General features: G+C 71.5%; 11 protein-coding genes. 7 read left to right on the top strand and 4 right to left on the bottom strand.

What is annotated here, in order from left to right; all coding sequences use genetic code 11:
* Positions 1 to 429 carry a VOC family protein gene (locus BFN33_RS07410; protein WP_069759632.1) on the top strand — a complete coding sequence of 143 codons (429 nt, stop codon included), beginning with the start codon at positions 1 to 3 and terminating at the stop codon, positions 427 to 429.
* 371 nt (positions 430 to 800) lie between these two features.
* Here BFN33_RS07410 and BFN33_RS07415 read toward each other — a convergent pair whose 3' ends face one another.
* Positions 801 to 1,145 (bottom strand): hypothetical protein, encoded by a 345-nt coding sequence (locus tag BFN33_RS07415; protein ID WP_069759107.1) that lies wholly within the window; start codon positions 1,143 to 1,145, stop codon positions 801 to 803.
* Between the two features lie 68 nt (positions 1,146 to 1,213).
* Positions 1,214 to 2,869, bottom strand: coding sequence for a M4 family metallopeptidase (locus BFN33_RS07420; protein ID WP_069759108.1), 1,656 nt, complete (start codon positions 2,867 to 2,869; stop codon positions 1,214 to 1,216).
* A 133-nt stretch (positions 2,870 to 3,002) separates the two neighbouring features.
* Between BFN33_RS07420 and BFN33_RS07425 the strand changes: the two genes are divergently transcribed.
* Positions 3,003 to 3,464: a gamma-glutamylcyclotransferase family protein gene (locus tag BFN33_RS07425; RefSeq protein ID WP_176742335.1), complete on the top strand. Its 462-nt coding sequence runs from the start codon at positions 3,003 to 3,005 to the stop codon at positions 3,462 to 3,464.
* Here BFN33_RS07425 and BFN33_RS07430 read toward each other — a convergent pair.
* Complete coding sequence (locus BFN33_RS07430; RefSeq protein ID WP_069759110.1) at positions 3,424 to 5,505, bottom strand: molybdopterin oxidoreductase family protein; 2,082 nt, start codon at positions 5,503 to 5,505, stop codon at positions 3,424 to 3,426. The genes BFN33_RS07425 and BFN33_RS07430 overlap by 41 nt on opposite strands.
* Positions 5,506 to 5,807: 302 nt before the next feature.
* Between BFN33_RS07430 and BFN33_RS07435 the strand changes: the two genes are divergently transcribed.
* From BFN33_RS07435 to BFN33_RS07445, 3 genes are read left to right on the top strand one after another with little or no spacing between them, the layout of a single operon-like run.
* Complete coding sequence (locus tag BFN33_RS07435; protein ID WP_069759111.1) at positions 5,808 to 7,328, top strand: amino acid adenylation domain-containing protein; 1,521 nt, start codon at positions 5,808 to 5,810, stop codon at positions 7,326 to 7,328.
* Positions 7,325 to 8,572: a hypothetical protein gene (locus BFN33_RS07440; protein ID WP_069759112.1), complete on the top strand. Its 1,248-nt coding sequence runs from the start codon at positions 7,325 to 7,327 to the stop codon at positions 8,570 to 8,572. Before BFN33_RS07435 ends, BFN33_RS07440 begins: the two co-directional genes overlap by 4 nt.
* 12 nt (positions 8,573 to 8,584) lie before the next feature.
* Entirely contained in the window at positions 8,585 to 9,352 is a 768-nt protein-coding gene (locus tag BFN33_RS07445) for an enoyl-CoA hydratase-related protein (RefSeq protein WP_069759113.1), read from the top strand.
* 44 nt (positions 9,353 to 9,396) lie between these two features.
* Here BFN33_RS07445 and BFN33_RS07450 read toward each other — a convergent pair whose 3' ends face one another.
* Entirely contained in the window at positions 9,397 to 10,086 is a 690-nt protein-coding gene (locus tag BFN33_RS07450; RefSeq protein WP_069759114.1) for a vancomycin high temperature exclusion protein, read from the bottom strand.
* Between the two features lie 211 nt (positions 10,087 to 10,297).
* Between BFN33_RS07450 and BFN33_RS07455 the strand changes: the two genes are divergently transcribed.
* Together BFN33_RS07455 and BFN33_RS07460 are read left to right on the top strand one after the other, a co-directional pair.
* Positions 10,298 to 11,092, top strand: a complete 795-nt coding sequence (locus tag BFN33_RS07455; RefSeq protein ID WP_069759115.1) for a sirohydrochlorin chelatase — start codon at positions 10,298 to 10,300, stop codon at positions 11,090 to 11,092.
* A gap of 56 nt (positions 11,093 to 11,148) precedes the next feature.
* Positions 11,149 to 12,426, top strand: coding sequence for a deoxyguanosinetriphosphate triphosphohydrolase (locus BFN33_RS07460; protein WP_069759116.1), 1,278 nt, complete (start codon positions 11,149 to 11,151; stop codon positions 12,424 to 12,426).
* The last annotated feature ends 154 nt before the right edge of the window (positions 12,427 to 12,580 follow it).

Raw genomic sequence — 12,580 nt, forward strand, 5'->3', positions numbered from 1 at the left:
ATGGAACAGCGCATCACCCTGATCACCCTGGGCGTCTCGGACCTGGCCCGCTCCAAGGCCTTCTACGAGGCTCTGGGCTGGCGGGGCCAGGAGGTCGCGGAGACCGTCTTCTTCCAGGCCGGAGGGCTGGGCCTGGTCCTGTGGAGCCGGGAGAAACTGGCGGCGGACTGCGGCCTCGAACCGGGCCCGGCGTACGGCTTCGGCGGTATCGCCCTCGCCCACAACGTCCGCTCGGAGACAGAAGTCGACGCCCTCCTCGCGAAGGTGGCGGAGGCGGGCGGCACCATCACCAAACCGGCCGCGGTGAACGAGATCGGCTTCTACTCCAGCGCCTTCACGGACCCGGACGGCCACGCCTGGGAGCTGGCGTACAACCCGGGCTTCCCCCTGGCGGAGGACGGCACGCTCACGCTTCCGGACTTCGGCTAGGGCCCACGAAGGGCTTTCCGATCTGGAGGGGCGCTCCGATGGCGTCTCCGTCGTCGTCGCCGCCGTCGCCGTCTCCGCCGGTTCCTGCCGGTCCTAGCCGGTCGCCCGGGCGCGTGCCGGGCCCGTGCCCCCAAGACGTCGGCCCGGTCCGGAGGCCAGGACCCGGACGGACCTGGTCCGGACCGCGGCGAGCACTTCCGATACGGCCCGCATTCCTACCGCCGCGAGCATGGGCTTCTTCCCGTCCCGGCAGTAGTGCACCGCGCCCGCCCCGAAGTGCAGGGCCCACCCGCGCCCCGTTCCCGGGCGTCGTCGTCGGCCTCGGCCGCCGTCCGGCACACCGGACGGCTCTCCGCGCCGAACAGTTTTCGTCAGCCCTCCAGGCCGGAGAACCTCTCCGCGAGCGCCCGATGCCGCGCCGCGACCTGCTGGGCCTCGGCGGGGGTGACGGACGAGCCCGGCAGCCGGCCGAGACGCTCGATCTCGTCGGCGAAGCGCAAATGCTCCGAGCGGGCGTGCTCCCGGCAGGGCAGGCACGTCACGTGGTCCGGTCGCGGCGAGGTCATGGCGTACGGCACCCGCAGTCCGCACCCGGTGGCGACGACGCTCGGCAGGTCCCCGGCCAGGCCGAACGTGGCCGCGAGCATATTGCGGACGGCGGCCTCGCCACGGACCACCTTCACCTCGACATGGATGTGCGGGTCGTCCTCGCCCAACTACCCACCTCCTCCTATGGGTACGGCCGCCCCGGATCCCGGAGCGGCCGTGTCGCACTCATGGGCCCTCAGTTCACGTTCACCGCGCTCCACGCCGCCGCCACCGCGTTGTACTCCGTACTGCCCGCGCCGTACAGGTCCTTCGCCGCGTTCAGTGTGGCGGTCCGCGCTCCCGCGTAGTTCGTCGACGACGTCATGTAGACCGTCAGCGCCCGGTACCAGATGGCGCCCAGCTTGTCGCGGCCGATGCCGGTGACCGTGGAACCGTTGGAGGTGGGGGAGTTGTAGCTGACGCCGTTGATCGTCTTGGCGCCGCTGCCCTCCGCCAGCAGATACGCGAAGTGGTTCGCGACGCCGGAGGAGTAGTGGACGTCGAGGTTGCCGACCGAACTGCTCCAGGAGTCGGCGGAGCTGCCGTCCTTGGAGGGCTTGTCCATGTAGCGCAGGGCGTCGCGGCCGAAGCCGGAGCGGACGATCTTCTCGCCGATCAGATAGTCGCCGGTGTCCGAGGAGTTGCCCGCGTAGAACTCCACCAGCGTGCCGAAGATGTCGGAGGTCGCCTCGTTGAGCCCGCCGGACTCGCCCGAGTACGTCAGCGCCGCCGTCTTCGAGGTCACGCCGTGGGACATCTCGTGGCCCGCCACGTCCAGCGACACCAGCGGACCGAGCTGCGTCCCGTCACCGTCGCCGTACGTCATGCAGAAGCAACTGTCGTCCCAGAAGGCGTTGTTGTAGTTCGTGCCGTAGTGGACCCGGTTGTAGGAGCCCTTGCCGTCCCCGCCGATGCCGTTCCTGCCGTGGACGTTCTTGTAGTAGTCCCACGTGACGTCGGTACCGTACTGCGCGTCCACCGCGGCGGTGGAACGGTCCGAACCCGCCCCCGTGCCCCAGTGGTTGTCGGCGTCGGTGAACACGGTCGACGGCGCGCGGCTGATGCAGATGGTCAGGAAGCACAGGTCGGTCTTGTTGGCCGCGTCGCCGGTGTAGGTGTTCCCACGGGTCGCGTCCTTCAGCTGGTACGTCGACCCCGACTGCGTCGTCTGCAGCGAAACCGTCCCGCTGTACAGCGACTTGCCGTCGCCGGCCGCCTGCTCGATGCTGTCCCACGCGTCGATCTGCGCGCCCGTCCGCGCGTCCGTCAGCACCGTCCGCGCCACCGGGTTGCCGAGCGAGTCCTGTGCCGCCGCGTCGGTCTGCCAGGCCAGCTTCGGCGCCCCGTGCAGGGCGTCGACGACCAGCTGCGGCTTGGCGGTCAGCTTCCTCAGCGTCTCGCCGAGGTTGGCCGCCTTGAGGGCGTTCGCCGCGAGGTCGGCCGCCTTCGGGGCGGATAGCACCGGGGTGACGCCAGCGAGGGATATCGCGCTCCTCGTGGCGCGCGAGGAGCTCTTGTACGCCCCGTTCGGCGCCAGGTGGACCACGAAGTCGCCGCCCAGTACAGGCAGTTGGTGGTAGGTGCGGTCGTAGCGGACGTGCTGGGTGCCGTCGGCGTCGACGATCACGTCACGGACCTTCGTGTCCTGGGCGGAGGTGAGGCCCAGCGTCGAGGCCCGGTCGGCCAGGACGGAGGCGGCGTTCTCGAGCGCGGTGGCCCTGGTCGGCCGGTCGGCCGCACCGGCGGCGGGGGAGAGGGCCGCGGCCAGCAGGGTGGCGGCGGTGGCGGCGACTCCGGCGGTGGCGAGACGGCGGGAACGAGCACCTCGGACGTACGGCCGTATCCGACTCATCGGTCTCCTCTGAAAGACGCCAATGGGGCGCGTGGGGGGGGTGGCGCGGACGTTGACCAAGATTTAAGAGGTCATGACAAGCCGTGTCCATACCGCGTCACGTGCAGGTTTGTGAGGGGAGAGAATCGTTTCTGTGACCCCTGCGAGACTCCCGTTCTTCGTCTACGGCACCCTCCGCCCCGGCGAGGCCAACCACGACCTCTTCCTGCGCGGCCGTATCCGCTCCGAGGAGCCGGGCCGGCTCACCGGCGCGCTGCTCTACGACGGCCCCGGCTATCCGTACGCCGTCGAGGCGACCGGGGGAGAGGTCATGGGGGAACTGGTCACCCCGCGGGCCGACGCCTACGCCGAACTGCTCGTCACCCTCGACGAGTTGGAGGAGTACACCCCGGGAGACCCGCGCAACCTGTACGAACGGGTCACCCGCCAGGTGATCCGCACGGCCGACAGCACGTCCGTGCAGGCCTGGGTCTATGTGGCGGCTGACCCCGTCGCCGCCCGGCTGCGCACCCGCGGCAAGCTCATCGAGAGCGGCGACTGGCGGCTCGGGCGAGCTACCGCTCCACCGTCTCCACCCGCACCGCGCACGCCTTGAACTCCGGCATCCGTGACGTCGGGTCCAGCGCCGGGTTGGTGAGGGTGTTGGCGCGGCCCTCGCCGTACCAGTGGAAGGGCATGAAGACGGTGTCCGGGCGGATGCCGAGCGTGATGCGGGCCGGTGCCACGGCCCGCCCGCGCCGCGAGACCACGGCGACCGGGTCGCCCTCGGCCGCCCCCAGCCGCTCCGCGAGCCGCGGGTGCAGCTCCACGAACGGTCCCGGCGCGGCGGCGTTCAGCTCGTCCACCCGGCGGGTCTGCGCCCCGGACTGGTACTGCGCCACGACCCGGCCGGTCGTCAGCAGCACCGGGTATTCCTCGTCGGGCTCCTCCGCGATCGCCCGGTGCGAGACGGGCACGAAGCGGGCCCGGCCGTCCGGGGTGGCGAAGCGGTCCAGGAAGAGACGCGGGGTACCCGGGTGCACCACCGTGTCCTCCGTCGGACACGGCCAGAACACCCCGTTCTCCTCGGCCAGCCGCCGGTAGGTGATCCCGGAGTAGTCGGCAGGGCCGCCCGCGCTCGCCCGGCGCAGCTCCTCGAAGACCTCCTCGGGGTCGGTCGGGAAGCCCTTCTCCACCCCGAGGCGGTCGGCGAGTTCGTGCATGACCTCCAGGTCGCTGCGGATGCCGTCCGGCGGCGTGATCGCCTGCCGGCGCAGCAGCACCCGCCCCTCCAGGTTGGTCGTCGTGCCCGTCTCCTCGGCCCACTGCGTGACCGGCAGGACCACGTCCGCGAGGGCGGCGGTCTCCGAGAGGACCACGTCGCACACGGCAAGGAAGTCAAGGGACTTGATGCGCTCCTCGACGTGCGCGGCGTGCGGCGCCGACACCACCGGGTTGGAGCCCATCAGCAGCAGCGACCTGATGTCCGTGCCGAGCGCGTCGAGCAACTCGTAGGCGCTGCGCCCCGGTCCGGGGAGCGAGTCGGGGTCCACGCCCCACACCTCGGCGACGTGGGCCCGTGCCGCCGGGTCGTCCAGCTTGCGGTAGCCGGGCAACTGGTCGGCCTTCTGACCGTGTTCGCGCCCGCCCTGACCGTTGCCCTGGCCGGTCAGACAGCCGTAGCCGCTGAACGGCCGCCCGGCCCGCCCGGTCGCCAGGCACAGGTTGATCCACGCGCTCACGGTGTCGGTGCCCTTGGACTGCTGCTCGGGCCCGCGCGCGGTGAGCACCATCGCGGACTCGGGCTCGCAGAACAGCCGTACGGTCTCCCGGAGCTGGGGCACCGAAACGCCGGTGATCCGCTCCACGTACTCCGGCCAGTGGGCCATCGCGGCGGCCCGCGCGTCCTCCCAGCCGGCCGTGCGCTCACGGACGTACTCCTCGTCGACCAGCCCCTCGGCGACGACCAGGTGCAGCAGACCGAGCGCCAGCGCGAGGTCCGTCCCCGGCCGGGGCATCAGATGCAGGTCGGCCTGTTCGGCGGTCTTGGTGCGGCGCGGGTCGATCACGATCAGCGTGCCGCCGTTCTCCCTCAGTTCGGTGAAGAACCGCAAGGACGGCGGCATGGTCTCGGCGAGGTTCGAGCCGACGAGGATCACACAGCCCGACTTCGGGATGTCCTCAAGCGGGAAGGGCAGCCCCCGGTCCAGGCCGAAGGCCTTCATACCGCCGGCCGCCGCGGACGACATGCAGAAACGCCCGTTGTAGTCGATCTGCGAGGTACCGAGGACGACCCGCGCGAACTTGCCCAGCGTGTACGCCTTCTCGTTCGTCAGGCCGCCCCCGCCGAAGACCCCGCACGCGTCCGGGCCATGCTCCGATCGCGTGCGGGACAGCGCCTCGGCGATCCGGTCCAGGGCCTCGTCCCACGTGGCGGGCACGAGCGTGCCACCGGAGCGCACCAACGGGGAGGTCAGGCGCACCCGGGACGAGAGCACCGCGGGTGCCGTACGGCCCTTGCCGCACAGCGCCCCCCGGTTCACCGGGAAGTCCGCGCGCTCGCTCACCTCGACGGTCCCGTCCGGAGCGGGGGTCAGGTTCATGCCGCACTGCAGGGCGCAGTACGGGCAGTGCGTGGGCGTCGCGGAGTTCGGCATGTCCTTCAGCGTGCTTCGGCCGTGTTACGCCGATGACGGCTCCGTGTTACGCGGCCAAGACGGCGACCTCCCGATCGGCGCCCGGGAGCCGTGAGGCGCATACGCGCCCACCTGAGAGTCGTCGCAGGGCGGTGCGGAGGTTGCCTGCGATGTGAAAGACGCCACATGTGGCGCATTCCGTTGCGTGTTTGGCCGAGCACGCATTGTTGAGCATTGAAAAACCGCGGCTACAGTCGAGCGCGGATCCAGCTTGGCGCCAGGCAAACCGTCATGCGAGAAGCCAGCCAGGAGGTTCCCCCAGCATGCCTCTGCGCCATTTAGCCCCCCGCGACCGGTACCTCTTCCGGGTCTACGGCCACGGCCCCGCCGTCCCCGTCCCCGACCCGCTCGTCCACCGCGCCGTCGAACGCCGTGCGGCGGCCACCCCGCGCGCCGTGGCCGCCGAGCACGCCGGCGCGACGATCACCTACGGCGAGCTCGACCGGTACGCCGACGCTCTCGCCACCCGTCTGATCCGCGAGGGCGTACGGCCCGGCGACCACGTCGGACTCTTCGTACGCCGCTCCATCCCGATGCTCGTCGGCCTGCTCGGCATCCTGAAGGCGGGCGCCGCCTACGTCCCCCAGGACATCGGCCTCGCGCCCCCGGCCCAGCTCGCCCACGTGATCCGCACCGCCCGCACCCGGATCGTCCTGACCCTCGCCGAGCACGCGGCCCGCGTCCCGCGGGGCCCCCACGTGATCACCCTCGACGAACCGCTGCCGTACGAGCCGGCGAGCGCGCCCCCGCCGACCGTGCGTCCCGACGACGGCTGCTACGTCCTGTTCACCTCCGGCACCACCGGAAGCCCCAACGGCGTGAAGGTCACCCACCGCAACGTCGCGGGCCTCCTCCTCACCGAACCCGGCGGTCTCGGCATCCGCCCCGGCGACCGCGTGGCCCACCTGCTCAACGTGGCCTTCGACATGGCGGCCTGGGAGATCCTCGGCTGCCTCACCCACGGCGGCACCCTCGTCATCCGCGGCCGGGACATCACCGCGACGGCCCGTACGGCCGACGTGCTGATCGCCACCCCGACCGTCCTGTCCGGCATCGACCCGGCCGTCTGCCCGCGCGTCCGCACGGTGGCCGTCGCCGGAGAGCCCTGCCCGCGCCCCCTCGCCGACCGCTGGGCCCGCCAGGCCGCCTTCCACAACTGCTGCGGACCGACCGAGACGACCATCGTCAACACGATGAGCCGCCATGACCCGGCGGCCCCCCTGCTGACCATCGGCCGCCCCACCCCCAACAACACGGTCTACGTCCTGGACGCCGACCGTCGCCCGCTGCCCATCGGGGCGGTCGGCGAGATGTGGGCGGGCGGTGACGGGGTCTCGGCGGGCTACCTGGACAACCCCGCGCTGAACGCCGAGCGCTATGCCCCCGACCCCTTCCTCGGCGGCGACCACCGTATGTTCCGCACCCGCGACCTCGGCCGCTGGACCCCCGACGGCGAGCTCGAACACCTCGGCCGTACCGACGACCAGGTCAAGGTCCGCGGCTTCCGGGTCGAACTCGACTCCGTCTCCTCGGTCCTGGAATCGGTCGAGGGCTGCGCCCGCGCGGTGACCCTGAAGCGCGATGCGCGGACCCTGGTGTCGTTCGTCAGTCCGGCGGACGTGGACCCCGACGCGGCGAGGCGGGCGGTGGCGGAGGCGTTGCCGTATTACTGCGTGCCCGAGCGTGTCATGGCCCTGACACACCTGCCGGAGACCGACCGCGGCAAGATCGACAAGCAGGCCCTGCTGCGGATGGCCGACGAGCGCTTGGCGGTGGCCCGATGACGACCGCACCCGTGCGCGAGACGACCGACCTCCCGCCCCTCACCTCCGCGGCGAGGCGGCTCCTGAAGCACCCGCGGCTGATGCACTACAACCGGCTGGCCGCACTGGTGATCGCGGCCAACCTGGCCTTTGTGTGGGCGGCTTGGCCCCTGTCGACGCGGACCCTCGGCCACGCGGCGCTCGCCAACCTCGCCCTCGCCGTGATCGTCCGCCAGCAGTACGTCGTCAACCTCCTCTTCCGGCTGGCCACCTGGCCCCCGCCGACCTGGCCGCTGAAGATCCGCTGGACGCTCGGAAAGGTCTACCACTTCGGCGGACTGCACGTCGGCGGAGCACTGGCCGGGACGGCCTGGTTCCTGGCGCTGACGGTCACGACACCCAACGGCCCCCTGATGGCGGTCGGCTGGACCCTGCTGGCCCTCCTCGCGCTCATCATCGCCACCGCCCTGCCCCCGTTCCGCTCCCGCCACCATGACCACTTCGAGAAGATCCACCGCATCGGCGGCTGGACGGCCCTCGCCCTGTTCTGGACGCACACCCTGCTGTCGTCCGCGGGACCGGCGTCACTGGCGGTGCTCGCGCTGGTCACCTTCAGCGTGGCGCTGCCCTGGCTACGGCTGCGCAAGGTGGCCGTACGCCTCGAACGGCCCTCCTCTCACGTCGTGCTGGCCCGCTTCGACCACGGCGAGACCCCCTTCGCGGGCTCCTCCACCGCGATCAGCCGCAGCCCGCTGAGGGAGTGGCACTCCTTCGCCAACGTCCCCGCACCCGGCGAGCCCGGCTTCCGGCTCACCATCTCCCGGGCCGGCGACTGGACGGGCGCCTTCATCGACGACCTGCCGGCGAAGGTCTGGGTGAAGGGCATCACCACGGCCGGAGTCGCCAACATCGAGACCCTGTTCACGAAGGTGGTCTACGTGGCGACCGGCAGCGGCATCGGCCCCTGCCTGCCCCACCTCCTCGCCGCCGAGGTCCCCTCCCGACTGGTCTGGGCGACCCGCGACCCCCGCGCCACCTACGGCGACGCCCTCGTCGACGAGATCCTCGCCGTCCAGCCGCACGCCCTGGTCTGGGACACCTCACGGCGCGGCAAGCCCGACATGGTGCGCCTCGCGTACGAGGCCTACCGGGACTTCGGCGCCGAGGCGGTCATCTGCATCTCCAACAAGAGGCTGACCTGGCAGGTGGTGCACGGCCTGGAGCGGCGGGGGATTCCGGCGTACGGCGCGATCTGGGACTCCTAGAAGGGGACGTCGATGAACAACCTGAAGCTCGAACGGCACGGCGGGGTCGTGACCGTACGTCTGCACCGCCCGCACGTCCGCAACGCGCTCAGCTCCGAGTTGCTGTCCGAACTCCTCGACGTCCTGCGCCCGTTGGACGCGGACCCCGAGGTCGGCTGCTACGTCGTCACCGGCTCGGAACGCGTCTTCGCGGCGGGAGCCGACATCAGGGAAATGGCCGGTAAGTCGGCCGTGGACATGGCGGCCGAGGACTACTTCGCCGCGTGGGAGGAGTTCGCGGACCTGCGCACCCCGAAGATCGCCGCCGTCAACGGCCATGCGCTGGGCGGAGGCTGCGAACTGGCGATGATGTGCGACCTCGTCATCGCGGGGGAGTCGGCCGTCTTCGGACAGCCGGAGATCAAGCTGGGCGTGATCCCGGGCATCGGCGGCACCCAGCGCCTGACCCGCCTGGTCGGCCACGCGAAGGCGATGGACCTGGTCCTCACCGGCCGCACGATGGACGCGCGGGAGGCGGGACGCTGCGGTCTCGTCTCCCGGGTCGTACCGGACGACCGGGTCCTCCCGGAGGCCCTGGAGGCGGCCGCGACCATCGCCTCGTACGGGCGTACGGCGGTCAGGGCGGCCCGTGAGTGCGTGCACCAGGCCCTGGAGACCGGCCTGCGCGACGGCATCCGCTTCGAACGCCGGGTCTTCCACGCCCTGTTCGCGACGGCCGACCAGAAGGAGGGCATGACCGCGTTCCTGGAGAAACGCGCCCCGCGCTTCACCGGGCGGTGAAGCGCGCCTGGGGGCGGGGCGCGGCGCCCCGCCCCCAGGTCACCTCAACGGCGGGCCGAGGCCAGCGCGTCCGTGACACCCGGCTCCTTCGGCCCCAGGAACCGCGGATCCGGCCGGAACACCACGTCGGCAGCCGCCTTGCCCGCCGCGAAGAGCTCCCTGGTGCCGCCGTAGTACCAGGTGGCGTCATGCTTGGCGTCGACACCGATGCCGTACGACGTGACACCCGCCGCCTGGCACAGCGCGACCGCGCGCCGGATGTGGAAGCCCTGGCTGATGAGCACCGCCTTGTGGACGCCGAAGATCTTCCTGGCGCGGACGCAGGAGTCCCAGGTGTCGAAACCGGCGTAGTCGCTGACGATCCGCGTGTCCGGGACGCCGTGCCGTGTCAGGTACGCGCGCATGGCGTCGGGCTCGTCGTAGTCCTCGCGGCTGTTGTCGCCGGTGACGAGGACGACCTCGATCCGGTTCTCCCGGTACAGCTTCGCCGCCGCGTCGAGCCGGTGGGCGAGATACGGCGACGGCTCGCCGTCCCACAGCCCGGCACCGAAGACGACGGCCACCTCGGTGCGCGGCACGTCGGCCGTCGTCCGCAGCCGGTCACCCGTCACGACGTACATCCAGGTCGACGGCAGCAGCGCGAGCACACACCCCGCCATCACGGCCTGCACGAGCCTGCGCCGCCCGGCACGCGTGCGTGGCAGACGCGGTCTGCGCACCCTCGGCAGTCGCATGGACGGTCCCTCCCCGGTCGGCCTCTCGACAACGAGAGACGTGCCGTCAGGCCGGTCGGTTCGCCCGCCGGTGCGTGACCGGCCTCACTGCCGGACGAGAATGCGCAGGTCACGCAGCCTCACACCCGCGCGCCCCGGATGGTGAACCGTCGGAAAGGACGCGTTATTGCCGTGAAACGGGGTGGCAACCTCAGGCCGTCACCATCGTTCCATGAACCGGATCAGCAGCCAGCCCGGCCTCGTCTCCCTCGACGACAGGCGCCGCCCCGAGCCGCCCGCGCTCGTCCTGGTGGCCCACGGCAGCCGCGACCCGCGCACCCTGAACACGGTCCACAGGCTCCTGGACCAGGTCCGCGAGCAGCGCCCCGACCTGCCGGTCCACCTGGGGCACATCGAGCTGAACGAACCCCTGCTGCCGGACACGCTGGCCTCCCTGGGTACGGCGGAGGCGGTCCTGGTCCCGCTGTTGCTCAGCCGCGGCTACCACGTGAAGCGCGACATCCCGGAGATGGCGGCGGCCTCCGCGGCACGCACCCGTGTGGCCGCCCCGCTGGGACCGCACCCGCTGCTCGTGGAGACCCTGCACGCCCGTCTGATCGAGGCGGGCTGGGGCACGGACGAGGAGACTCGCCGGACCGGCGCGGTGGTCCTCGCGGCGGCGGGCTCCCGCGACCCCGACTCGGCGGTGGACACCCGCCGCACGGCTCACCTCCTGTCGGACCGCCTGGGCGTCCCGGTGGTACCGGCCTACGCCTCCGCGGCGACCCCGACGGTCGACACGGCGATCCGCGCACTGGCGGCACGAGGGCGCGACAGGGTGGCAGTGGCGTCGTACTTCACGGCGCCGGGTCTGTTCGCGACCCAGTGCGCACAGAAGGCCCCGTGGATCGCCTCGGCCCCCCTGGGCACCCACCCCGCGATGGCGGACCTGATCCTGCACCGCTACGACCAGGCCACCCGCCGAAGGGCCGCGACCAGCCACCAACTGCCCGCACTCGCCGTATAACCGCCACCCGGCAGACGTACAGGTGAATTGTCAGCCCCTGCCCGTACTGTCGAGTCATGCCGTACGACCTGCAGTCAACCGAACGCTGGGCACCGGAACCCGACAAGCGCCCCGGCCGCACCGCCTTCCAGCGCGACCGCGCCCGCATCCTCCACTCCGCCGCGCTCAGAAGGCTCGCCGGCAAGACCCAGGTCGTCACACCGGGAACCCTCCCTCACTCCCCATCGCGTTCGAGCGCGGGGACCCCCATCCACGCCTGGGACGCCAGCCCCCGCACCCGGCTCACCCACTCCCTGGAATGCGCCCAGGTCGGCCGTGAGCTCGGCGCGGCCCTCGGCTGTGACCCGGACCTGGTCGAGGCCGCCTGTCTGGCCCACGACCTCGGCCACCCTCCCTTCGGTCACAACGGCGAACAGGCGCTGAACGAGTTCGCCGACGACTGCGGCGGCTTCGAGGGCAACGCCCAGTCCCTGAGACTCCTGACCCGCATCGAGCCCAAACGCTTCACCGACGAGGGATCGGTCGGACTGAACCTCACCCGAGCCACCCTCGACGCCGCCACCAAGTACCCCTGGCCTCGCGGAGCGCACCCGTCCCGAAAATTCGGCGTCTACGAGGACGACCGCCCCGTCTTCGACTGGATCCGCAAGGACGCCCCGGGCACCCGCACCACCTTCGAGGCCCAGGTGATGGACTGGGCCGACGACGTGGCCTACTCGGTCCACGACGTCGAGGACGGCCTGCACGCGGGCCACATCGACCCCAACTACCTGCACGCCGAACCGGAACGCCGGGCCGTCTTCGAGGTGGCCCTCGGCAGGTACGTCCCCGCGGACACCGACCCGGCGGAACTCGCGGAAGCGCTCGACCGCCTCCAGGACCAGCCGTGGTGGCCGCACGGCTACGACGGCTCGGCCGTCGCGCAGGCCCGCCTCAAGGACGCCACCAGCCAGCTCATCGGCCGCTTCTGCCTGTCCGCGGAGGCCGCCACGCGCGAGCGGTACGGCACCGGGAGACTCACGAGATACGACGCCGAACTCGTCGTACCGCACGAGACCCGCCTGGAGTGCGCGGTCCTCAAGTCCGTCGCCGACCGGTACGTCATGCAGCGCGCCGAGCAGGAGCGGCTGCGGGCCGATCAGCGGATCGTCGTCGCCGAACTCGCCGACGTGCTCACCGTCCGCGCCCCGGACGGCCTCGACCCCCAGTTCCGCGCGCTGTTCGACGACGCGCCCGACGACCGTGCGCGCAAGCGGGTGATCGTCGACCAGATCGCGTCCCTCACCGACGCGTCAGCCCGTTCGCTTCACGCCCGTCTCACGGGTCACCTGTGATGCTTGCGGGACACAAGTTGTGTGGAGGGGACTGGAGTGACTTGAATCGAGACCGAATGTGACCCTCCGTGGCCTGATCGGGCCACTCCCTCTTCCCCCATCACACTCCGTGCGGGACGCTCCCATGTGGCGGCACCCGCAGTGTTTTCTGGGG

Origin of the sequence: Streptomyces sp. LUP47B (genome assembly GCF_001746295.1) — a bacterium.
Classification (GTDB): Bacteria; Actinomycetota; Actinomycetes; order Streptomycetales; family Streptomycetaceae; genus Streptomyces.

What these genes read in the sequence shown, in the direction of transcription:
- BFN33_RS07445 (WP_069759113.1), top strand. Translation starts at nt 8,585, where the DNA reads ATGAACAACCTGAAGCTCGAACGGCACGGCGGGGTCGTGACCGTACGT.
- BFN33_RS07440 (WP_069759112.1), top strand. Translation starts at nt 7,325, where the DNA reads ATGACGACCGCACCCGTGCGCGAGACGACCGACCTCCCGCCCCTCACC.
- BFN33_RS07420 (WP_069759108.1), bottom strand. Translation starts at nt 2,869, where the DNA reads ATGAGTCGGATACGGCCGTACGTCCGAGGTGCTCGTTCCCGCCGTCTC.
- BFN33_RS07455 (WP_069759115.1), top strand. Translation starts at nt 10,298, where the DNA reads ATGAACCGGATCAGCAGCCAGCCCGGCCTCGTCTCCCTCGACGACAGG.
- BFN33_RS07450 (WP_069759114.1), bottom strand. Translation starts at nt 10,086, where the DNA reads ATGCGACTGCCGAGGGTGCGCAGACCGCGTCTGCCACGCACGCGTGCC.
- BFN33_RS07430 (WP_069759110.1), bottom strand. Translation starts at nt 5,505, where the DNA reads ATGCCGAACTCCGCGACGCCCACGCACTGCCCGTACTGCGCCCTGCAG.
- BFN33_RS07410 (WP_069759632.1), top strand. Translation starts at nt 1, where the DNA reads ATGGAACAGCGCATCACCCTGATCACCCTGGGCGTCTCGGACCTGGCC.
- BFN33_RS07460 (WP_069759116.1), top strand. Translation starts at nt 11,149, where the DNA reads ATGCCGTACGACCTGCAGTCAACCGAACGCTGGGCACCGGAACCCGAC.
- BFN33_RS07435 (WP_069759111.1), top strand. Translation starts at nt 5,808, where the DNA reads ATGCCTCTGCGCCATTTAGCCCCCCGCGACCGGTACCTCTTCCGGGTC.